20 protein-coding genes, 1 tRNA gene and 1 pseudogene are annotated in these 20,122 nt (G+C 68.3%); 10 read left to right on the forward strand and 12 right to left on the reverse strand.

From position 1 onward, the window contains the following. Positions 1 to 70: 70 nt before the first annotated feature. Together PV734_RS39965 and PV734_RS45965 are read left to right on the forward strand one after the other, a co-directional pair. A pseudogene (locus PV734_RS39965) lies at positions 71 to 154 on the forward strand (DUF2587 domain-containing protein); the annotation flags it as partial. Positions 155 to 555: 401 nt separating this feature from the next. Further along, a complete protein-coding gene (locus PV734_RS45965; protein WP_415924344.1) occupies positions 556 to 1,098 on the forward strand; it encodes a PfkB family carbohydrate kinase in 543 nt (180 codons plus the stop codon). 79 nt (positions 1,099 to 1,177) lie between these two features. Here the strand turns inward: PV734_RS45965 and PV734_RS39975 are convergent. Together PV734_RS39975 and PV734_RS39980 are read right to left on the reverse strand one after the other, a co-directional pair. Beyond that, positions 1,178 to 1,251 (reverse strand) — tRNA-Gly (locus tag PV734_RS39975). Between the two features lie 166 nt (positions 1,252 to 1,417). Continuing rightward, the gene (locus PV734_RS39980; RefSeq protein ID WP_319092898.1) at positions 1,418 to 2,491 is read right to left on the reverse strand and encodes a dCTP deaminase domain-containing protein; all 1,074 of its coding nucleotides are present in this window, start codon (positions 2,489 to 2,491) and stop codon (positions 1,418 to 1,420) included. Positions 2,492 to 2,909: 418 nt separating this feature from the next. On the opposite strand from PV734_RS39980, the gene PV734_RS39985 reads away from it, so the two are divergent. Beyond that, complete coding sequence (locus PV734_RS39985) at positions 2,910 to 3,338, forward strand: adenylyltransferase/cytidyltransferase family protein (RefSeq protein ID WP_319198810.1); 429 nt, start codon at positions 2,910 to 2,912, stop codon at positions 3,336 to 3,338. A 65-nt stretch (positions 3,339 to 3,403) separates the two neighbouring features. Beyond that, the gene (locus PV734_RS39990; RefSeq protein WP_319092896.1) at positions 3,404 to 4,333 is read left to right on the forward strand and encodes a deaminase; all 930 of its coding nucleotides are present in this window, start codon (positions 3,404 to 3,406) and stop codon (positions 4,331 to 4,333) included. Here PV734_RS39990 and PV734_RS39995 read toward each other — a convergent pair. The 4 genes from PV734_RS39995 to PV734_RS40010 form a co-directional block, all read right to left on the reverse strand. Further along, on the reverse strand, positions 4,311 to 4,769 hold the full coding sequence (locus PV734_RS39995; protein WP_319092895.1) for an HIT family protein: 459 nt from the start codon (positions 4,767 to 4,769) through the stop codon (positions 4,311 to 4,313). The genes PV734_RS39990 and PV734_RS39995 overlap by 23 nt on opposite strands. Then, the gene (locus PV734_RS40000; RefSeq protein WP_319294337.1) at positions 4,766 to 5,332 is read right to left on the reverse strand and encodes a dihydrofolate reductase; all 567 of its coding nucleotides are present in this window, start codon (positions 5,330 to 5,332) and stop codon (positions 4,766 to 4,768) included. Before PV734_RS40000 ends, PV734_RS39995 begins: the two co-directional genes overlap by 4 nt. Next, entirely contained in the window at positions 5,329 to 6,225 is an 897-nt protein-coding gene (thyA, locus tag PV734_RS40005) for a thymidylate synthase (RefSeq protein ID WP_319294339.1), read from the reverse strand. The genes PV734_RS40000 and thyA overlap by 4 nt, the downstream gene beginning before the upstream one ends. An 82-nt stretch (positions 6,226 to 6,307) precedes the next feature. Next, on the reverse strand, positions 6,308 to 7,060 hold the full coding sequence (locus tag PV734_RS40010) for a helix-turn-helix transcriptional regulator (protein ID WP_319294341.1): 753 nt from the start codon (positions 7,058 to 7,060) through the stop codon (positions 6,308 to 6,310). Positions 7,061 to 7,649: 589 nt separating this feature from the next. Between PV734_RS40010 and PV734_RS40015 the strand changes: the two genes are divergently transcribed. Further along, on the forward strand, positions 7,650 to 8,159 hold the full coding sequence (locus tag PV734_RS40015; protein ID WP_319092891.1) for a phosphoribosyltransferase: 510 nt from the start codon (positions 7,650 to 7,652) through the stop codon (positions 8,157 to 8,159). On the opposite strand, the gene PV734_RS40020 is transcribed toward PV734_RS40015, so the two are convergent. Beyond that, positions 8,083 to 8,919 (reverse strand): Crp/Fnr family transcriptional regulator, encoded by an 837-nt coding sequence (locus tag PV734_RS40020; protein WP_319092890.1) that lies wholly within the window; start codon positions 8,917 to 8,919, stop codon positions 8,083 to 8,085. The two genes, PV734_RS40015 and PV734_RS40020, sit on opposite strands and share 77 nt — an antisense overlap. A 110-nt stretch (positions 8,920 to 9,029) precedes the next feature. On the opposite strand from PV734_RS40020, the gene PV734_RS40025 reads away from it, so the two are divergent. The 5 genes from PV734_RS40025 (at position 9,030) to PV734_RS40045 (ending at position 11,879) form a co-directional block, all read left to right on the forward strand. After that, positions 9,030 to 9,710: a hypothetical protein gene (locus tag PV734_RS40025; protein WP_319294343.1), complete on the forward strand. Its 681-nt coding sequence runs from the start codon at positions 9,030 to 9,032 to the stop codon at positions 9,708 to 9,710. 83 nt (positions 9,711 to 9,793) lie between these two features. Next, positions 9,794 to 10,585 (forward strand): adenylate/guanylate cyclase, encoded by a 792-nt coding sequence (locus tag PV734_RS40030; RefSeq protein WP_319294345.1) that lies wholly within the window; start codon positions 9,794 to 9,796, stop codon positions 10,583 to 10,585. 77 nt (positions 10,586 to 10,662) lie between these two features. Next, complete coding sequence (locus PV734_RS40035) at positions 10,663 to 11,046, forward strand: molybdenum ABC transporter substrate-binding protein (RefSeq protein WP_319092887.1); 384 nt, start codon at positions 10,663 to 10,665, stop codon at positions 11,044 to 11,046. Positions 11,047 to 11,127: 81 nt separating this feature from the next. Further along, a complete protein-coding gene (locus PV734_RS40040; protein ID WP_319092885.1) occupies positions 11,128 to 11,307 on the forward strand; it encodes a hypothetical protein in 180 nt (59 codons plus the stop codon). Next, positions 11,304 to 11,879: a hypothetical protein gene (locus PV734_RS40045; protein WP_319092884.1), complete on the forward strand. Its 576-nt coding sequence runs from the start codon at positions 11,304 to 11,306 to the stop codon at positions 11,877 to 11,879. The genes PV734_RS40040 and PV734_RS40045 overlap by 4 nt, the downstream gene beginning before the upstream one ends. 65 nt (positions 11,880 to 11,944) lie before the next feature. On the opposite strand, the gene PV734_RS40050 is transcribed toward PV734_RS40045, so the two are convergent. The 5 genes from PV734_RS40050 to PV734_RS40070 form a co-directional block, all read right to left on the reverse strand. Beyond that, positions 11,945 to 13,021 carry a Yip1 family protein gene (locus tag PV734_RS40050; protein WP_319092883.1) on the reverse strand — a complete coding sequence of 359 codons (1,077 nt, stop codon included), beginning with the start codon at positions 13,019 to 13,021 and terminating at the stop codon, positions 11,945 to 11,947. A 53-nt stretch (positions 13,022 to 13,074) separates the two neighbouring features. Next, a complete protein-coding gene (locus PV734_RS40055) occupies positions 13,075 to 14,457 on the reverse strand; it encodes an FG-GAP and VCBS repeat-containing protein (protein WP_319294347.1) in 1,383 nt (460 codons plus the stop codon). A gap of 169 nt (positions 14,458 to 14,626) precedes the next feature. Further along, complete coding sequence (locus PV734_RS40060) at positions 14,627 to 15,946, reverse strand: FG-GAP repeat domain-containing protein (protein ID WP_415924345.1); 1,320 nt, start codon at positions 15,944 to 15,946, stop codon at positions 14,627 to 14,629. Between the two features lie 147 nt (positions 15,947 to 16,093). Continuing rightward, on the reverse strand, positions 16,094 to 17,491 hold the full coding sequence (locus tag PV734_RS40065) for an FG-GAP and VCBS repeat-containing protein (RefSeq protein WP_319092881.1): 1,398 nt from the start codon (positions 17,489 to 17,491) through the stop codon (positions 16,094 to 16,096). A 153-nt stretch (positions 17,492 to 17,644) separates the two neighbouring features. Further along, entirely contained in the window at positions 17,645 to 19,942 is a 2,298-nt protein-coding gene (locus PV734_RS40070) for a heterodisulfide reductase-related iron-sulfur binding cluster (protein ID WP_319294350.1), read from the reverse strand. Positions 19,943 to 20,122: the final 180 nt, after the last annotated feature.

Consider the following 20,122-nt stretch of genomic DNA (forward strand, 5'->3'; position numbering starts at 1 on the left):
GGACGAGGGTGGATCGCCCTCGTCCAGGGGCACACCGTGTGGGAAAGCATGCGTGCGAGAGAACGGCGGCATGGAGATGCCGAGGAACGACAGGTCGCAGGAGAGCCCCCAGGTCCTCGTCCTGGGCCAGGACGGGATGGCGCTCGGCGGCACTGACCAGGGATCACCTTCCGTCCCGGCCGTACTCCTTGGCCGGTCTGCACGCTGTCACGAACCAGGTAGGCCGACAGGGCACGCCACGTGGTGACGGCGAGGCAGTCCCCGTCCGGAGGGATGCTGCCCGAAGCCGGCCGGCACTTCCGGGCATCTCTGCCTGCGCTTGGGGAGGTAGATGACTTCTGGCCTGGCCATATGTGCTCCCGCACGGCGGTCGGGGAAGCGGAATCGCACCGCTGTTGACCGTGGTTGGCTGCTCTCAAGGGCACGCTATGGGCGTCGGTTCTTCGTGGTGCGACCGATGCGCTCATCTTCTGGGTGGGCGCGACGGTCGTCGACACGGCCTCCACCAGGCAGAGACCGCCGATCCATGGATAAACCTTCCTCTCCCGCTCCTCTGTGCGCGCTCCTACGGTCGGTGCTGCGGGCGGCTCACCGGCCCGCCGTACCGAAGGATGCTGGTGCGATGATCAGGCGGCCGATCTCGGCTGCGGAGTACGAGCGGAAGAATTGTCGGGGGTCGGGCCACCTCGACACGGCACGCGAGCATGTCACCGTCTCCGTCGACCCCAACGTCCGCCCCCGTTCGCACCGCCCGCCGCCCGCCGCCCGCCGCCCGCCGCCCGCCGCGAACGCCTACCTCACTGGTGCTCCCTCGCTGACGTCCTCCGCTTCAGCGAGGACGACCTCGCCCTGCCCCTGCCCGGCGTCGGCCCCGAGGAAGCCTGCGACATCCGGCATGCCGCCGGTGCACGCCTGGTCGTGATCACACTTGGCGAACGCGGCGCTCTCGCCTCCCTGAACGGCGTACGCGTCACCGTCCTGACCCCGGCCGTGGACGTCGTCGACACTGTCGGCGCCGGAGATCTGGTGCGGGCCGAGCGTGCGAAGCGTCACAAGGATGAACCCGCGCACCACACTGAGGAGGCCGCCGAGAGCTAGTGGTGCGGTTGTGGTGCGGCACCAGCCCGCTGGTCTAGACAACAAAGAACCCCCGGGTCTATGACCTGGGGGTTTCGCATGGAGCGGGTGACGAGAATCGAACTCGCACTCTCAGCTTGGGAAGCTGATGTTCTACCACTAAACTACACCCGCATTCGGGGCCGATCATGAGGTCAGCCCTTGAGCGCTCGCCAACTGTACCTCATCTGCGCGGCACCGAGCCCGGGTGTTTCCGGGCCGGTGAGGGGCGCTGCGGTGGTGCACGGCAGTGCCCCTCCGGTCGCCCATCGCCAGCCGGCGCACCCTCGGCGATGAGGCCTCAGCCGCTGCTGCCGCCCGCGCTCCCGCCGTCCCCCGTCCCCTCGACCCGAACCGCCTGTCCCGCCGCCCTCGCCACCAGTACCGTCCCCGTGACCGTCGCTCCCGCGTAAAGCGACCCCAGCGCGGCGACCAGGGTGACCTTCCAGGCATCCATGTCGGCGAGTTTGTCGATCAGGTCGCCCAGCATCACCAGTACGACCCCCAGTAGCGTGGTCGCGATCAGGAACACCCCGAACACGACGATCATGTTGCTCGTGTTGGTGACGCGGTCGACGGCCGTCTGGGCGTCGGTCGCTCGGTTTCTCATCTCCGTGTGGTTGGCCTCGATGGTGCGTCCCATGTCCGACAGCGCGCTGTCGATCCTCTGGCGCTCACTCTCGACCTCGGTGCGGAGGTCCTTGACGTTGCGGAAGTAGGACAGCCCGCCGTCCTCCGTGTGCTGGCCCGCCCCGAAAAGCGTGCTCAGATGCTCGAACCCCACGTTCGCCACGGGATTTTCCGGCACCCGCTCGATTTCGAAGAACTGTAGATAGGCGATCGCGTCGCCTTTTCGCATCGTGATGTTCTTCGGGCCGACATTCGCCACGATGAAGTAGAGCCGCTCGTCGGCCTTGATGTGCCAGTCGCCGTTCTCCGTGTCGAACTCCCGGCCGTAACCGGGGTGGACGGTCGAACCGTGCAGAATCAGCAGCCCTTTGGCCGCCAGGCCGAATCTGTCGCCGATCGTCGCGGTGATGTCGAAATCGAACGAGAATTTCTCTATCGTGGAGATCAGTGCCGTGTCACCCGGTGCCAGCGTGAACTCGGGCATCACGTTGGCGCCCTTGATGGCCGTGTATTTGGCATCCCCGGGGTTGTCGGGAATCACCAGCAAGTCGTCGCCGAGGCGGACCGAGTAGCCCGCCCCGAGCAGCTGTTCGGGCTTCCAGGACGTCGATCGGAAGATGCGTTCCGAGCTCTGCAGCTCGCTGAGCAGTTCCTGTTGGGAGAGGAGGCAACCGGGGCGCTGGGGGCGCCGACCACTTTCAGCAACCATTCCCTGGCCTTCCCTTACGGTGCGCAGTGGGCCCAATCGCGCCCACCTTACGGTGAACTCGCCTATTGTGGAAGGATTTTGGAGCGCTCTGTGCGACGGCTCGGGTTGGGGTGAGCCGCGGGAGCGGACTGTTCCGGGGGGCGACAGTGCTGAAGGGAGGCGGGTGGGTCAGGTGCGCGGCTACGATCGAGGCGTTACCCCTACCTCGGCAGAGACTCGAGAGAGGCTCGACTGCGGTGGGGGCGAAGGTTCGCAGTCCGCCCCAGACAGACCCGATGAGGCCAAGAGGAAAATGACGAGCAGGTCAAAAAATGCCCCATGGGCCAATGACTTGATTCGCGAGGATCCTATGTTCGGCAAAGATCTCTTCGCAGATGAATCTCACTTCGACTTGCGTTTCGTAGAAGATTACGAAAAGATTACGGAAATTGTCCGGGCGCTTCGTGTCCTGGGCATGCGAGTCGTGTTGACGAGTGGCTCTTTCGATATCATCCACGAGGGTCATTCGATGTATCTGGAGGCTGCCCGGAAGTACGGTGAATTTCTCATCGTCGGCCTCGACAGCGATGAGAAGATCAGGCAGCGCAAGGGCCCCAACCGGCCCGCCGTGCCCGAGATGGAACGGCTGCGCATGGTGACCCATCAGCGTGGTGTCGGCCTCGTCACCCTGAAGCAGGTCAACCACCCTCGCTGGGGTCTCATCGACGCCGTCCGCCCCGATGTGCTCGTCGCCACCGCCGATACCTACACGGCCGAGGAGATCGTCGAGCTGGAGGCGAAGTACTGCGTCCGCGTCGAGGTGCTGGACCGGATGGCGACCGTCAGCACCTCCGCCCGGCTGCGCCGCCTCCAACTGGGGCTCACCGAAGAGAAGGACGCCTAGAGAGGACGACGGTCACAGAGGACGACGGTCAGAGAGAGCGCACTGTGAGAGAAGCGGGCTGTGTTGTGAAGCAGACCATCCTGTACCTGCCTGTCGTGCACGCCGGCTACGAGGCCTTTCTCCAGCGGCATGCCGACTCCGACGAGATCCTGGTCCTCGGGCGGCGGTTCAGGGACGTCTTTCCCAAACTCGCCAAGGAGATCCGTGCCCTGAGCCCGGAGCGCGCGGTGGAGCACGCCCGTCTGATCGTTCCGGACACGCGTGTGCTGCTGGTCGAACCGGACGAACTGGCCGACGTCGTACGGGCCGACGTCGTCGTCCTGCCGGACGAGGAGATCATGCACCGGCTCACCGAACTGCCGGACTTCCCTGGCAAGGCAACCCAGCTTCGGTTCGAGACGACGTTCCTGCGCTGGGACCGAGAGTGGAGCCGCGCGACCAAGCCCGTCCGGTTCGACTACCGGATCTCACGGGCGAGTCTGGACCGGCGCTTCATGGTTCGGAGCGAGCGCGAATCGCGCCGCAGCTCGGACTGGTGGCGGCAGGTCGGCGCGGTGGCCGTACGCGAGGGCGAGATCCTCAAGGTCGCCCACAACCACCACCACCCGACCGAGTACGCGCCCTACATCGACGGCGATCCGCGCAACGACTTCAGCAGAGGGCTGCGGCCGGACCTGTCCACCGCCATCCATGCCGAGGCGTCCCTGGTCGCCGCGGCTGCCCGCGACGGGCTCGGCCTGGCGGGGGCGGACCTCTACGTCAGTACGTTCCCCTGTCCCGCCTGTGCCCGGCTCGTGGTCGAGGCCGGATTCCAGCGGTGCTTCTTCGCCGGGCCCTACTCGATGCTGGACGGCGACGAGATCCTTCGCTCGGGAGGTGTCGAGCTCGTCTGGGTCGACATGGCCCCGGACGCGGACGATGCCCCCGTCGCCCCCGCCCACTCCGGCAACGCGACCGACTCTGCCGGCTCTTCTAGCGACCCGGCGCCGAAGTGAACCTCATCCGGACCGGGACGAACTCTTCATCGGCCCCCACCTCGCCCTGGCCCGTGAGCACGTGCACATGCAGGTGCCTTATGGTCCCGCCCGTGTACCGGCAGTCGCCGTTGCGGACGCCCAGGCCGTAGTGGTCCAGGCCGTACCTGTCCTTCGCGGACGCCAGGACGTCCCACAAGTCCGCGCGGGCCTCGGTGGAGAGGTCCAGCAGATCGGTGACGTGCTCCTTCGGGATGAGCAGCAGATGCACCCGCGTCCCGGCGTAAGGGAACTCGTTGGGCGTGACCATCCAGTGCGCGGTTTCCCAGAGGATCTGCTGCTTCTCGTGCTCACGGAGGACGTCCGGGCAGAAGAGGCAGATGCCGGCGTTGTCCAGCCGCTCCATCTCCGCGCGCTGTTCCTCCGTACGGCAGTTGCCGAAGTAGTACAGGCTCACGCGGGCACCCTTTCGTAGCGCAGGAACGAGTGGGCCAAAGCCGAGCTGTCCCCGCTGGCTCCCGCGCCCGTACCTCCGCCCGTGTTCGCCCCCGCCTCGACATCGACGCGCGACGTCTGGGCGAAGCCCTCCAGCCAGCCGGCGGGCATCCGGGAGTCACCCTCCACCCGCGTGCGCACCCGCGTCAGATAGACCCTGTCCACGGCGTGCAGCGCCTGCTGGTAGACGGTGGCTCCGCCGATCACGAAGACCTCGTCCTGTCCGGACGCCCGCTCCAGCGCCTCGGCCTCGGCCAGCGCCGACTCGACCGAGGACTTCCACCGCACGTTCTCCGAGTCGGCGTGGGCAGTCGTGCTCACCACCACGCTGGTGCGGCCGGGCAGAGGGCGCCCGAGGCGGGCGACGATCGACTCGTGGGTGAGGCGGCCCAGCACCACGGCATGCCCACGCGTGACGTCCCTGAAGTACCGCAGGTCTCCCGGCAGATGCCACGGCAGATCCCCGTCACGGCCGATGACGTCGTTCTCCGAGGCCGCGACGATCAACGACCTTTTCACGGTCACGTCGCGACCGGAATCGATCCGATGGCGGCATGCGGCTCGTAGTCGGCCAAGTCGAAGTGTTCGCCGCGGAATTCGTGGATGTCCTTCACCTGGCGTCCGCTCTCGTTGAGGGTGACCGTCGGCAATCGCCGCAATTCCCGATCCATCATGACCTTCACGCTGTCGACCTGGTCCGCGTAGACATGGGCGTCGGAAAGGGTGTGGTAGTAGCGCGCGGCCGGGATTCCCGTGAGGTGTTCGAGCATCAGCAAAAGGGCCGCGTACTGAATCATGTTGGACGGGACGCCGACGGGAACGTCCCCTGAACGCTGGAACATGTGCAGGTGGAGACGGCCGCCGATGACCCTCACGTGGACCCAGCCGTGACAGGGGGAAATGGTGGTCTTCGGGACCTTTCCCGTTCCGCGGGTCTGGTACTGCGGAATCCACGGACTGACGAAGTGGGTGCGATCGTTGGGGAGTTCGGTCAATTGCTCCACCAGGTGCTTGAACTGGTCGAAGCCGTTTCCCTCCACGGTGGGGAAGTCGTGGAACGCCCCTCCGTAGGATCCGGGGCCCAGACCGCCCGGCGGGAGTCCGCGGCGCGACGTCTTTCCCTCACTCGCCCAGGGTCCCCACCAGTCGCAGCCGAACTCGGCGAGTTCGTCGAGCGTGGTCGCCCCGTTGATGAACGCGCAGAGTTCCCCGATGGGTTTGCGCCAGAACCTGGCCATGCTGCGCTCGGTGATGACCGGGAAACCATTGGCCAGATCGAAGCTCATGGTCTGCTGCATGAGGGTCAGAGCATCCGGCCCTTGTCGCGTGGGCGTCGCGGCGCCGTGCTCCAGGATGGCACCCAGGATCGTACGATATTGCGAATCAGGTGCACGATCTGCGTACGCGGCGTACTCCACGAAATTCCCTCTCCTTGCGCGCTGCTCAAAATATCGCTGCTTCATATTTCGCTACTTCACATACTGCCGCCTTGGCAAACAACTACACGAGATCCTTGATGCTCACGCTCAGCGCGGACGCGATCTCCTGGAGTTGGGTCAGGCTCAGGTTGTTCAACCTGTCGCTGCTCTGTTCCCACTGCCTGAGCTGTTCGGGAGTGAACGCGTTCGGAATCCTCGTGGATTCCGCCACCTGCCGATGGGTCATGTTCCGCGCCTCGCGCAGTTCCCTGATGTGCGTGCCCACGCGGGGTTGTTCGAGTTCCGCCAGGGCGATCCTGCGCTGCAGCAGTTTCGGCTGCAGATCGAGGATCTCCTGTTCGAGCCGCTCCGTGAGGCAGGTGAGCGTGTCGTAACGCACCAGGGTGAGCGGGCCGGGAATTCCGGTCACCATGCGACTGATCCTGGTGTCCATGTGTGCGACCACCAGAATCGGGACGATGGCCTCCTGGGCGAAGACGAGTTCCTGTCCCGCACCCGTACTCGGATGATGCGCGAGATAGATCAGGAGGTCGGAGTTGATGACTCGCCGGCGGTCCGTCCGGAACACCTCCACATCCGGCACGGTGGTGTGGTGGACCGGGTCGGTCACTTTCCTGGGCTCGTACAGCCGGACATTGTTGCCGGCGCAGGTGGTGGCCACGGCGTCGGAGATCTCGAACAGGTATTTCCGCTGGTCGTCGTCGAGTCCAGTCAGGGCGGAAGCGAGGTAGGCGTCGAGGCGGCACTGGGTGGCCTGGGAATGCTGCGAGTTGGGCTCCTCGGCAACCGGATGCAGGGGGTTGGGAAGGGCCATCGCTACGATTCCGTCCTGCCGTCCAGGTGACATTCGCGGCCCAGACTACGCCCAGACGACGCCCGGACCCCTCTGCGACCCCACCGCCACCGGGGCTGCGAGGGGCGGAAGTCGGGGCGTACGGTGTCGGTGCGGGAGAGGGTCCAGCGGGTTGGAGCGCCGTCCGCAGGGTCAACTCCCGAATACCGTAATGTGGCATTTGTCACGAGGTAAGTAGCAGTTCAGGCGCGGTTCTTGGGGAAGGGACTCTTGGACTTGATGGAACGTACCGTCGTCCGTTGTGCCGAGGGGCACGTGTTCACCACCGTTTCGCTTCCGATGCAGCAAGCCGAGCGGCTCGGCCCTGGCCGGCTCATCCGGTGCCCCCGGTGCGCCAGGCTTCGCAGCGTGGTCCCGGTGGCTCCGGAGAAGCATATGGAGAACCAGCGGTAGACAGTCGTGAGCAGTGGTGGACAGCCGTGAGCAGCGGTTGGTACTGCGTATCCTCGGGACGTGCTTCTCTCCGACATTGACGTGCGTCCCGAGTGCGGGCCCACTGCCCGCCGTTCCTCCCTCCACCTCCAGCCCACCCAGGTGTGAGGGCGGCGGCATGAGTGACATCAGGGAGAACCTGACCTACGAGGCGTTCGGCGTCGCCGTTCGCGAACTCGCGCAGACCATCGCCGACGACGGGTACGAGCCCGATGTCGTGCTCAGCATCGCGCGAGGTGGGGTGTTCGTCGCCGGTGGGCTGGCGTACGCGCTCGACTGCAAGAACATCCATCTGGTCAACGTCGAGTTCTACACCGGCGTCGGGACCACGCTTCCCATGCCCGTCATGCTCGCGCCCGTCCCGAACGCCATCGACTTCTCCGACAAGAAGGTCCTCATCACCGACGACGTCGCCGACACCGGCAAGACGCTCAAGTTGGTGCGGGACTTCTGCCTCGGAGCTGTCGCGGAGGTGCGTTCCGCGGTGATCTACGAGAAGGCGCAGTCCCTCGTGAAGTGCGAGTACGTGTGGAAGCGGACCGACGACTGGATCAACTTTCCCTGGTCTGTTCTGCCTCCGGTCCACAGGTCGGGCCAGGCTCCGAAGGAGAACCGGGAAGCGGTCTGACGTGAGGCGCCGGCCCGGTCGGGGTGGGGGCGTCGCGGGGTGGGGGCTGTAAGGGGACGGTTTTCAGGGGGAAGGTCATGGGTTCCGCGCCGAACGCGTGCCGGCGCAGGCCCTCCGGGTCGGTGACGACGATTCGGGATCTCGACGGGGAGTCGGCGAGGAATCCCCGTGCCTGCAGTTCTCTCACTCGCCGGCCGGCGGCCTCCCGGCCCGTGCCCAGCCAGTCGCCGAGGTTCTCCTGCGTCACCTCCCTGATCTCGACGCCGAGGGGGGTGTTCACGCCCTCCGCCTCGGCCAGGCTGAGGAGTAGACGACCGAGTCTGAGGCGGGCCGGAGCGCTCGCTATGACGATCCGGTGGTGGTCCGACTCCTTCAGCCGTGTGCATACGGTCATGGAGAGCTTCCGCAGGATTCCCGGATGCTCCAGGAGCAGCCCCTCGAACACCTCGCGTCCGTACCAGCGGATGTAGGTGCGGGTCAGTGCCGTCACGGTCGCGTTCCGGGGGCCGTGGTCCAGGAGGCCCATCTCGCCGATGAGTTCGCCGTCCCGGCGGGAGGCCAGATAGGTCGTGCGTTCGTTCTCGCCGTGCCAGAGCACGCGGCACCTGCCGTTGATGATCACGGCGGCCCGGTCGGCCTCGTCGCTCTGCCGGAAGATCGTGTCCCCGGGCTCGAACGGCTTCCGGGGGACCCTGCCCACCCGCTCCATGGCCTCGCGCTCGTCGACGGCGAGCGTCTCCCAGAAAGTCTTGTGTCTCACCCGGGGACCTTCTCCAACTCGTGTCGCTTAGTGAGGCAGTTGCATCTTTTTGTTCAGCTTGGGGTTGCTTCTATGTGTTCTCTAAGCACATGAGCAGACAGGTGTGACAGATGTCCGGAGAGCATGGGTCGCCCTACGGTCAGGCGCAGGACGTCCGCGGTGGACAGAACCAGGTGAACATCCAGTCGGGTGGCGCGACCACCATCGGGCCGGGCGCGGTCGTGGCCGGCGGGGACGTCACCATCGTCCAGAAGATCCAGAAGATCCAGCGGTGGGCTTTCGCGAACCCCCTGTTCGCCGGCGGCCTGGCGGTCGTCGTCCTGTCCGGCACGATCTGGACCGGGATCTCCCTCGGCGCCGGTGACGCGGTCGACCGGTCGGTGGTCGACGAGGCCGGGCTCGACGGCGCCCGGCACACGGTCGAGCAGATCAGGGTGGCCGAACGGATCGGGGACGCGGCCTCCTGGTGCTATCTCACGCAGCCCGGTGACGGTACCTGCGAGACCGGCATGAGCGCGGCGTTCGCCGCGAAGTCGGCGTCGTACCGGGAGCGGGTGGACGAGGTCGGGGTCGGCGAGACGGAGAAGACCGACTCCGGCGTCCAGACCGTGCTCAGCTGGGACGGCAGGGAACAGGGCACGGTGCGGTTGGTCCGGTCCGGTGGGCGCTGGCAGCTGAACTCCTCCGACTACGGCCTGCTGAAGGTCTGCGACGCCGGGGTGTTCCTCTCGCTGGTGGACGCGAGGAGCCAACAACTCAAGTGCGGGATGTTCCAGATCCCGACGTCCTAGGCCCCGGTCCGGTCTCGTAAGCCTCCAGCCCCGTCTCGTAGGGCCCCTGCCCGTGGCGTACTTCCCGCAGAAAGTGATGAGTGATGTCCGTCGTGTCCGCTCGCTCCAGGCCCGGCCCGTCCCAGCACGCCCCTTTGCTCTTCGTCGACATCCAGGGGTTCAGTTCCCGCAGTGACCGTGAACAGCTCCGCAGCCGCGAGGGTCTCTACGGCGAGTTGCGGTCGGCGTTCACCGACGAGTTGTGGCGGCTGAGTCCCCATGAGGACCGGGGGGACGGTGTGTTCGTCGTCGTGCCGCCGGAACTGCCCGTGCAGGAACTGTTCACCGAGGTGCTGCCCCGGCTGGAACACGGGCTGGGCGCCCGGCGTCGCAGTGACCCGTTGCTGCGGCTGAGGATCGCCGTGCACGCCGGTGCGGTGCACCGCGACGGGCACGGTTTCGCGGGGAACGCGGTCAACCACGTCTTCCGGCTCTGTGACGGTGAGCCGTTGCGGCGGGCCATCGGTGAGGCCGCGAGCGACACGGCGGTCCTGGTGTCCGAGGTGATCCACGACGCGGTGGTGCGGGCGGGTCTGCCGGGTGTGGAGCCCACGACGTTCCACGCCGTCACGTTCCGGGTCAAGGAGACCCACGCCAGGGCCTGGCTGCATGTGGCCGGGGACAACGCCTGCGCGATGCGGATCGCCGGAGAGCAGGCCGCCCGGCAGGACGAGGGGCGGGAGGAGGGGCGGGACGAGCCCCGGCGCGGCGGGGTTTCCGTCAGCGCGGGCCACGACGTGCGCATGGACGGCGCGGTCGTGGCGGGCGGTGATGTCCATCTGGGTGCGCCGCCCGTACCTCGGTCACGTTCGCGCTGGTGGCGCGGCGCGCGGTGACGGCAACCGAGGAAGCAGGACGAAGGCAGCAGGACACAGAAAGCAGCAGGACGCAGGAAGAGCGGGAGGGAAAGACGATGACGCATCAACTCAAGGCCGTCCTACGCCGGACAGCGGCCGCCGTCGCGGTCGTGGGGCTCCTCGGGTGGGGCACCGCCGCGTGCGCCACGGGGCCGACCGCCAAGGGGGAGGTCTGCGACGAGTACGACAGCCTGGGCGGACGCCTCGGGATCGGGGCGGTGTACGGCAACCCGGTGTTCTCCGCCGCGGGTGACCTCGCGGACGTGGCCGACCGCTACGAGGGACCGGAGGACCTCTCCTCCGACGCGGGACGGCTGGACAGCATCTCGGACGCCGACGAGACCTCCACGGAGGAGCTGAGCGAGGCGACGGAGAGCATCGCCGAGCTCTGCGGCCATCCGCTCGGGATCGGCACCACCGATCTGTCCACGTCTCCGTGAGCGGACCCGGCACGAAGGACCGATCAGCGGGCCGACGGCCCGACAACCCAGTGGTCGAGTGACGAGAACAGAGGAAGTCGGATGAGCGTGGAAAAGGTGTTGATGGGGGCGGGCACGGCCCTGTTCGCGGTCATGGCCGTCCTGATGAAGGTGGGGACGACCAGCATGGGTCTGTTCATCACGTACGGCGTGCTCGCGATGGCCGGTGCCGGTGCCGCGGCGGCCGGCAAGAAGATGCGCGACCAGAGTCGCAGCCGGTGAACGGGACGTCGTCCGGCGCCTCGGACGGGATTCCCGGGGTGCTGCTGGGCGTTCTGGGCCTGGTGGCCTTCGTGGTCCTCGCCGTGCTGTGGGGGAAGGCCAAGGACTACACCAGGGCGAAGGCGAAGCAGCATGTGTTCGCCCGGCGGGATCACCGTGACGGGCAGGAACTGGTCGCCGAGGAACTGCGGTTCAGCCTCACGGCGGAGCCGCGGGAGATCCGGGAGGCGTTTCTGTCGTCCGTACGACTCGCCCCGAACTGCCCCAAGGTCCTGGCCGACGCGTACGTCCTGGAGGCGACGGACGACGAGGTGCTCGTCGCGTTCGGCAGCGCTCTGGGCGGCCACACCTTCACCGCCGGCCTTGCTGTGCAGAGGTCCGGATCGTCGGCGGGGCACGGGCGGGTGGACGCGGTGTGGTCCGTCCTCACCTGGACGTTGTCGGACGGGGTCGTGAGCGGGGTGAGCGTGCTGCGCCGGCTCCGGGAGGACGTCGAGGCCGCTCTCCGGGACGTCGATCCCGGTCTGCGGATCGTCGCCCGGCAGCGGTCCGAGCCGGCCGTCAGGGACTGAAGGAAGTACCGAGGGAAGTCCGGGGAAAAGTACCGGGGGCCTCTGGGAAGGGGCCCCCGGGAAGGTCAGAACGTGCCCAGCTTCACGATCGACAGCAGGGCGATCAGTTGGATCGCCGACGCGCCCAGGGCCTTCGGCCAGGGGAGGTCGTGGGAGCGGCGGACCATGATGGTCAGCAGGACGCCTGCCGCGATCCAGGTCGCCCAGCCGAGGATCTGTACGACGGGGGCGTCGCCGCCCGCGAACATCGCGACGAGCAGGCGGGGGGCGTCCGTGATGGACATGATCAGCATGGAGAGGCCGACCGTGGGCTGCCAGGCGCCGTCGCCGCCGAGCTGACGGGCCAGGGTGTGGGTGACCACGCCCAGGACGAAGGCGCTCAGGACCATCGCCACGCCCGTCGTCAGCACGATCGGGATCGCGTTGCTGAGCGTCGCGTTTATCGTGCTCTCGCGGGTGTCGTCGAACCCGAAGACGGCGATCAGGCCGTACAGGAACGTGACGACGAGGGCCGGCGCCCACACCTGGTAGTCGCGCATCTGGAGGAACGTGCGGTCGGGGGCGGTGACGATGCCCCGGAGCAGTTCCTTCCAGCGCAGGCGAGGACCGCTCGGCGGGGCCGCGGCGGAGCCGGCGCGATAGGTGTCGCCCTGGTTGTACGGGTCGTCGCCGGTGCTGAACGCCTGTGTGTGACCAGGGTTGTTGGCCGCGTACGGGTCCACGGGAGCGTTCGGGTACCCCTGCTGGGGCCCGTGTCCGTGTCCCTGGCCGCCGTCGCCGAAGTACTCCGGCTCGCCGTGTCTGCCCTGGCCGCCGTGCCCGCCGTAGCCGCCGTTGTCGGCGGTCGCCTGCGGGGGCCACTGCCGTCCGGCGCCGCCCGAGCTGCCGTACGACGGCTGTCCGCCACCGTACGGCTGCTGCTGGGGCGCGGAGGGGTAGCCGTACGACGGGCCGCCCTGTGGGGGCTGCTGGCCGTACGGCTGCTGCCGCGGTTGTTGTTGCGGTCGCGCTTGCGGGGGGCGGTTGTCCCGGCCGCCGCGTCCGATCCTGAATCCAGCCACGTCATCGAACGTACCTGGTCCCGGAGAGTGACGGGTGGGGCCCGGGGTTCCGGACCCCGCTTTGCTGCCGACCTGTGACATCCCCTAAGGGGGCCCGCACCCTTCCCCTAGGGAAAGGATCCCGTTTCTCTCCGTTACGGGAGCATCCCGTCGATCAGGCCGTCCGGCACCGCCGTGACCCCGGCCGTCGTGATCCCCGACGCCGAGCCGAGCAGCCGCAGGGAGCCCGAGAGGCTGTAGACGTACAGGTCGGCCCTGCCGTCGCGGTTGCCGTCGCGCAGGCTCACCTTCATGCCGAAGCCGTCGCCGTCGGTGACGTCGCCCGGGACGCCGGCCGAGTTGCGGGCGAAGAACTGCGAGCCCGCGGTCGTGAGGCCGCCGGCGCGGCCGTACAGGACGTGGACCGCACCGGCGTAGGGCTTGGTGCCGATCCTCTCGCCGTCCGCGCCGATCGCGAGGTCGCGGTAGCCGTCACCGTTGATGTCGCCGGCGGCGATGCTGTCGCCGAAGTAGTCGTACGTCTCGGCGGTGTCGGCGACGCCCGCCGTGTTCTGGGTGAAGCGGGCCGACCTGGCGGGGCCCGCTGCCGCGCCGTACCAAACGCTCACCTCGCCGCGGGACTTGGAGAACAGCGGGGTGCCGATGGCGATGTCGCCCTTGCCGTCCTTGTCGAAGTCGGCGATGACACCGTCGCCGCCGCGCTCGGCCTCGCCGCCGTTGCCGTTCACGCGCTCCAGGCGGAGTGTGCGGCCGGGGGCCAGTGTGCGACCGCCCTTGATGAACCAGGCGTCGGAGGCTATGTAGTTCTCGCCGATGACGTCGCCGATGACGACGAGGTCGGTCTTGTTGTCGCCGGTCACGTTGCCCGAGATCAGGGCGGTGGTGTTGAAGGAGCCCCCGTTCTTGTCCAGGGCCGTCACCGAACCGGCCACGCCCGAGCGGGAGATGGGGCCCCGGTAGACGTACGCCTTGCCGTCCGCGACGACGGCCAGGTCCTTCTTGCCGTCCCCGTTGAAGTCGCCGGCCGCGAGGTCCGAGCCCATCCGGGCGTACCGGGTGTTCGCCCTGGCCGGGATGTCGGTGCCGCCGGACAGGCCCGTCCGGCTGCCCCAGAGGACGGTGACCGTACCCTGCTCGGCCCGGCCGGCCACGCCCTCGTGGGTGGCGGCGACGGCGAGGTCGCCGTACCCGTCGGCGTTGAAGTCGGCGGCGGTCCGGACGTTGCCGAACTCGTCGTACGCCTCGTCGGAACCGGGTACACCGGCGCTGTTCTGGCTGACGTACTGCACCTTGGTGCCCGGCCCGGTCGCCGTACCGAAGGTGACCTTGACGGCGCCACCCGGGAACTCGTACTCGGCGCCGTAGGAGTACTCGGCGTAGTCGCGGTAGCCGTCGCCGTTGAAGTCGTCGGCGAACTTGGCGGCGGCGGCCGTCGCGGGTGTGCTGAGGGCCAGCGGCGCCAGGCCGGTGGCGAGGAGGGCGGCCGTGACGGCCGCGGTGGTGGTGCGTCTGTGCATGGGTGTACTCCCCGTTGTGGGCAGGTGTCCGGCGTCGCGGGTGGGCGCGGAGGTCGGCCCGCTGGTACGACACGACGCGCGGACAGTAGACCGGTGATCTTGGTCAATGGTTGTACGGCAGCGGAGGGTTTCCTGCTCTGAGTCCGAGGTCGAGTCCGAGTGTGAGTCGCTACAGGAACTCCGAGGTGGAGAACGTCACCGACGGCTTCGCCGCCACCAGGCCGGTCTTCCCGCTGGTCTTCGCCCCGGGGTAGACGGCCACCTCGTCCCATGTCTCGCCCCGGTACGTCCGTACCGCCAGGTCGGCCCGGCCGTCGCCGTCGAAGTCCCCGACCGTCAGGACCCTGGTAGTGCCCCGGGTGGGTGGCGCGACGGTCACCATGCCGGCCGTCGAGAGTCCGGTCGCCGCCGTCGGGGCCCGGAACACCCTCAACCGGGAGCCGCTGGAGACGAGTTCGTCGCGGCCGTCGCCGTCGAAGTCGCCGGTGTGGAGCATCGAGCCGGGGGAGGCGAGGGTGCCGGGGGTCGCGTCGGGCAGGTCGTAGCACAGTGACGTTTCGCCCATCGCGCCCACCGCCGCGTCCAGGTCGCGCCCCTTGCCGAAGCGGCCGAGGGCGACGTCGATGCCCTCGGGCAGCACCGCCCCGGTGCGGGTCGGGCCGTCGGGGCCGCCGAGGACGACCGCCGACTTCGCGGTGCCGTCCGCCGTACGGACGATCAGGTCGTCGTAGCCGTCGTGGTTCACGTCGGCCGCCGGGCCCGTGGGGACGTTGCCGGGGGCGGCGATCGGCGCACCGGCCTTCTTCGGGGCGCCTTTGCGGGTGAACGGGCCGCGCAGATAGCTGAGTTGTACGTCGGAGGCGTGGACGACGAGATCCTGGGCGCCGTCGCCGTCGAAGTCGCCGCACACCGGCTGGTCGGGCCAGTCGTTGCCGGCGCGTGCCTGGGCCGGGATCACGAGGGTGACGGCGCGGCCGGTGAGGCCGTCGGGGGAGCCGAAGAGGAGTTGCAGAGGCACCGGGGGCTGCCCCTGGCCGTCGTAGGGCGGGTCGGTCGACACGACCAGGTCGGTGAAGCCGTCGCCGTCGAGGTCGCAGGTCGCCTCCGCGTCGAACACCGCGGGCAACTGCCCCTTCGTGCGCGCTGCCTGCCGGGCCGGGCTCAGCAACTGGCGTGCTCCCGGGACGAGTCCGACCGGGGAGCCGTAGACGATGCCGATTCCGGCGTCGTCGGTGTGGAGCTGGTCCTTGACGAGGTCGCCCAGGACCAGGTCGCGGTGGCCGTCACCGTTGAAGTCGTCGGCCACCTTGCTGCCGTCGCCCTGCGGTATGGGGCGTTGGGCGGGGGCCTTGGCGACCTTGACGGGGGTCGGGGTGGCGGCTCCGCCGTCATCGGCGAGGGGGCCGCAGGCGGTGAGCGCGAGCAGGGTGCAGAGGGCCGCCAACCCGGTGGTGCCCGTCGTACCCCGACCGTCTCTCAGCAACCGCACCCTGCACCTCGTCCGGACCATTGACCCCATCGGCAACGACTGACTAATGATGCACGCAATGATGCACGTGTTCGAGATGCGAAGACACCCCCGTGCCGGTGCGGAGCACGACCCGCACGGCACCGGGGTGGGGGTGGAGTACGGCGGTCAGTCCGTCAGCTCCGCGCCCATGAACGCCCTTGCGCCCAGGCCCAGTTGGGGGACGGTGAGCGTCCGGGAGCCCGTGCCCGTCGGACCGGCCGAGGTGCCGGGGAGGAGGTGGAGGCGGCCTCCCTCGTTGGCGGTGGCGATCAGCTCGGCGCGGCCGTCGCCGTTGAAGTCGCGCAGGAGGAGTGAGGCGCCGAGCCAGCCGTTCTCGGGCGAGACGTTCGGCAGGCCGGGGGTGGTGCGGTCGTACTGGCGGGCGTTCCTGCCCGTCAGGCCGGTGGAGCCGCCGCGCAGGACGGTGATCGAGCCGTTGGCCCAGCCGTTGGCGTCGATCGACTCGGAGGGGGCGCCGACGGCCAGGTCCGGGTAGCCGTCGCCGTTGGTGTCGGCGGCCGACACGTCGTACCCGAAGAGGTCGTTGTCCTCCACGCTGCCGGGGACGCCCGGGGTGTTCTGGGTGAGGGCGAGGAGCCTGCCGGAGGGGCCGGTGGCTGTGCCGGGCAGGACGCGGACCGTGCCGCCCCGGCCCGAGCGGGAGACGCCGATCGCGAGGTCGCCGTAGCCGTTGCGGTCGAAGTCGGCGATCACGGCGCTGGAGCCGCTGAGGTCGGGGGAGGCGGGCAGGGTGCGCTTCCAGGGCTTGGCGGGGCCGTTGCGGCCACCCTTGTAGAACCAGACGCGGTTGCTGCTGGTGTCCAGGTCGTAGCCGATGAGCGCGAAGTCGGCGGTGCCGTCCTTGGTGACCTTGCCCGCCACCACCAACTCGGACTTGATGTTCTCGCCGTCCCACGGGTCGAGGTTGGTGGCCTTGCCGCGCCCGCCGGCCTTGGTGAACGGGCCGCGCAGGAACCAGACGAAGTCGCCGTCGACGGAGACGATGTCCAGCTGGCCGTCGGCGTCGAAGTCGCCGATCGCGGCGTCCAGGCCGAAGGGCTCCGCCTTGCTGCCGGGGGACGCGTAGATGCTGCCCTTGGTCAGGCCCGATCGGGAGCCCCACAGAACGGTGAGCGTGCCGTGGCGGTCGGCGTGCAGTTCGCCGGGGGAGCCGGCGACGACGTCGGCGTAACCGTCCTTGTTCAGGTCGGCCGAGGTGACCTTCGCGCCGAAGCCGTCGTTCGCCTCGGCGCCGCCATCGATGCCGGGGCTGTTCTGCGTGATCACCGAGCGCCTGGCGGGGTTCAGCCCGGTCGCCGAGCCCCAGATGACGACGACGGCGCCCGCGTTCCGCTTGCCGGCCACGGTCGCGGTCCGGTCGCCGAGCAGGAGGTCGCGGTAGCCGTCGCCGTTGAAGTCGTCCACGTGCTTGGCGGGCGCGGCCGACGCCGGGGCGCCGAGGGTCAGCGGACTGAGAGTGGCGGCCAGGAGGGCCGTGGCCAGGAGGGTGGCACGGGAGCGCAAGGGGTCTCCAGGAGTGTGGTGATCGCCGGGGCGATGAGGAGACCCACGACAGCGGGCAATGGTTGTACGGGAGTTCGATGAAACCGAGCGATGAAACCGAGTGGGGCCGACGCCACCGGCGTCGGCCCCACTCCAACAACCTTGCTCTCCGGCCTACTTCACGGGCTCAGGCTCGGGTGCGCTCTCCGACTCCGACTCGCCTGCCGGGGGCTCGTCCTCGTCCGTGACCGGGGTCTTCACGGACTCCAGGAGCAGCTGGGCGACGTCGACGACCGTGATGGACTCCTTCGCCTTGCCGTCGTTCTTCTTGCCGTTGACCGAGTCGGTCAGCATGACCAGGCAGAACGGGCAGGCCGTGGACACGATGTCGGGGTTGAGGGAGAGGGCCTCGTCGACGCGCTCGTTGTTGATGCGCTTGCCGATCCGCTCCTCCATCCACATCCGCGCGCCGCCGGCGCCGCAGCAGAAGCCGCGTTCCTTGTGGCGGTGCATCTCCTGCTGGCGCAGGCCCGGGACGGCCGACATGATCTCGCGCGGGGGCGTGTAGATCTTGTTGTGGCGGCCCAGGTAGCAGGGGTCGTGGTAGGTGATGAGGCCCTCGACCGGGGTGACGGGGAGCAGCTTGCCGTCGTCGATGAGGTGCTGGAGCAGCTGGGTGTGGTGGATGACCTCGTAGTCGCCGCCGAGCTGCGGGTACTCGTTGCCGATGGTGTTGAGGCAGTGCGGGCAGGTCGCGACGATCTTCTTCGCCGACTTCGGCTTGGCGGACTCCGGGACCACCTTGCCGTCGTCGTCCAGCTCCTCGCCGAACGCCATGTTCAGCGCCATGACGTTCTCCATGCCGAGCTCCTGGAACAGGGGCTCGTTGCCGAGGCGGCGCGCGGAGTCGCCGGTGCACTTCTCGTCGCCGCCCATGATCGCGAACTTGACGCCCGCGATGTGGAGGAGTTCGGCGAACGCCTTGGTGGTTTTCTTCGCGCGGTCCTCCAGGGCACCGGCGCAGCCGACCCAGTAGAGGTACTCGACCTCGGTCAGGTCCTCGATGCCCTGGCCGACGACCGGCACCTCGAAGTCGAGCTCCTTGAGCCACTCCAGGCGCTGCTTCTTCGCCAGGCCCCAGGGGTTGCCCTTCTTCTCCAGGTTCTTGAGCATCGTGCCCGCCTCGGACGGGAAGGCGCTCTCGATCATCACCTGGTAGCGGCGCATGTCGACGATGTGGTCCACGTGCTCGATGTCCACCGGGCACTGCTCGACACAGGCGCCGCAGGTGGTGCAGGACCACAGGACGTCGGGGTCGATGACGCCGTTCTCTTCGAGGGTGCCGATGAGGGGGCGTTCGGCCTCGGCGAGGGCGGCGGCGGGTACGTCCTTCAGCTGTTCCTCGCTGCCCTTCTCCTCGCCCTCCGCCGTCTTGCCGCCGCCCGCCAGGAGGTAGGGCGCCTTGGCGTGGGCGTGGTCGCGCAGCGACATCATCAGCAGCTTGGGGGAGAGGGGCTTGCCGGTGTTCCAGGCCGGGCACTGCGACTGGCAGCGACCGCACTCCGTACAGGTGGAGAAGTCGAGCAGGCCCTTCCAGGAGAACTGTTCGACCTGGCTGACGCCGAAGACGTCGTCCTCGCCGGGGTCGGTGAAGTCGATCGGCTTGCCGCCGGACGTCATCGGCTGGAGGGCTCCGAGAGCCGTGCCGCCGGTCGCCTCGCGCTTGAACCAGATGTTCGGGAAGGCGAGGAAGCGGTGCCAGGCGACACCCATGTTGGTGTTGAGCGAGACGACGATCATCCAGACGAAGGACGTCCCGATCTTGATCATCGCGGTGAGGTAGATCAGGTTCTGGAGGGTGCCGACGCTCAGGCCCTTGAAGGCCAGGACCAGCGGGTACGAGGCGAAGTAGCCGGCCTCGTAGTGCTCGACGTGGTGGATCGCGCCCTCAAGGCCGCGCAGCACGTAGATCGCGAGGCCGATGGTGAGGATGACGTACTCGACGAAGTACGCCTGGCCCGCCTTGGAGCCCGCGAAGCGGGACTTGCGGCCGGGGCGCGAGGGGAGGCTCAGGAGGCGGATCACGATCAGCACGGCGATGCCGAGGATCGTCATCACGCCGATGAACTCGATGTACATCTCGAACGGCAGGAAGCCGCCGATGACCGGCAGCGTCCAGTCGGCCGAGAAGAGCTGGCCGAAGGCCTGGGCGAGGGTCGGCGGCAGGGTCAGGAAGCCGACCGCCACGAACCAGTGCGCGAAGCCGACGATGCCCCACCGGTTCATCCGGGTGTGGCCGAGGAACTCCTTCACCAGCGTCACGCTGCGCTGGTAGGGGTTGTCCGTCCGAAGGCCGGCCGGCACCGGCTGGCCGAGTTTGAAGTACCGGACGAACTGACCGATGGCGCGTGCGAGCAGCGCGACGCCGATCACGGTCAGGACGAGCGACACGATGATCGCGGCGAGTTGCATGGAGGGGCTCCTCAGGCCTGCGCACGTAATGACTGATGGAGAAGACTGACGGAGGGTATTACTAAGCGGTAACTTAGCTAGTCTGTCAGAGACTACCCAACATCTTGGCCCGCACTGTAGTCAGCGGCGGAGTGATCTGGGTCGCTGAGGCTTACCTGAATCGTAGATCGAAGCCGATCG

The sequence above is a fragment of the Streptomyces sp. AK08-02 genome, assembly GCF_033795085.1.
Classification (GTDB): Bacteria; Actinomycetota; Actinomycetes; order Streptomycetales; family Streptomycetaceae; genus Streptomyces; species Streptomyces echiniscabiei.

Excerpts from the sequence above, each read along its gene's own strand:
- PV734_RS39985 (WP_319198810.1), top strand. The coding sequence starts at position 2,910 with ATGCGAGTCGTGTTGACGAGTGGCTCTTTCGATATCATCCACGAGGGT.
- PV734_RS40010 (WP_319294341.1), bottom strand. The coding sequence starts at position 7,060 with ATGGCCCTTCCCAACCCCCTGCATCCGGTTGCCGAGGAGCCCAACTCG.
- PV734_RS40015 (WP_319092891.1), top strand. The coding sequence starts at position 7,650 with ATGAGTGACATCAGGGAGAACCTGACCTACGAGGCGTTCGGCGTCGCC.
- PV734_RS40025 (WP_319294343.1), top strand. The coding sequence starts at position 9,030 with ATGTCCGGAGAGCATGGGTCGCCCTACGGTCAGGCGCAGGACGTCCGC.
- PV734_RS40030 (WP_319294345.1), top strand. The coding sequence starts at position 9,794 with ATGTCCGTCGTGTCCGCTCGCTCCAGGCCCGGCCCGTCCCAGCACGCC.
- PV734_RS40035 (WP_319092887.1), top strand. The coding sequence starts at position 10,663 with ATGACGCATCAACTCAAGGCCGTCCTACGCCGGACAGCGGCCGCCGTC.
- PV734_RS40040 (WP_319092885.1), top strand. The coding sequence starts at position 11,128 with ATGAGCGTGGAAAAGGTGTTGATGGGGGCGGGCACGGCCCTGTTCGCG.
- PV734_RS40050 (WP_319092883.1), bottom strand. The coding sequence starts at position 13,021 with ATGTCACAGGTCGGCAGCAAAGCGGGGTCCGGAACCCCGGGCCCCACC.
- PV734_RS40055 (WP_319294347.1), bottom strand. The coding sequence starts at position 14,457 with ATGCACAGACGCACCACCACCGCGGCCGTCACGGCCGCCCTCCTCGCC.
- PV734_RS40070 (WP_319294350.1), bottom strand. The coding sequence starts at position 19,942 with ATGCAACTCGCCGCGATCATCGTGTCGCTCGTCCTGACCGTGATCGGC.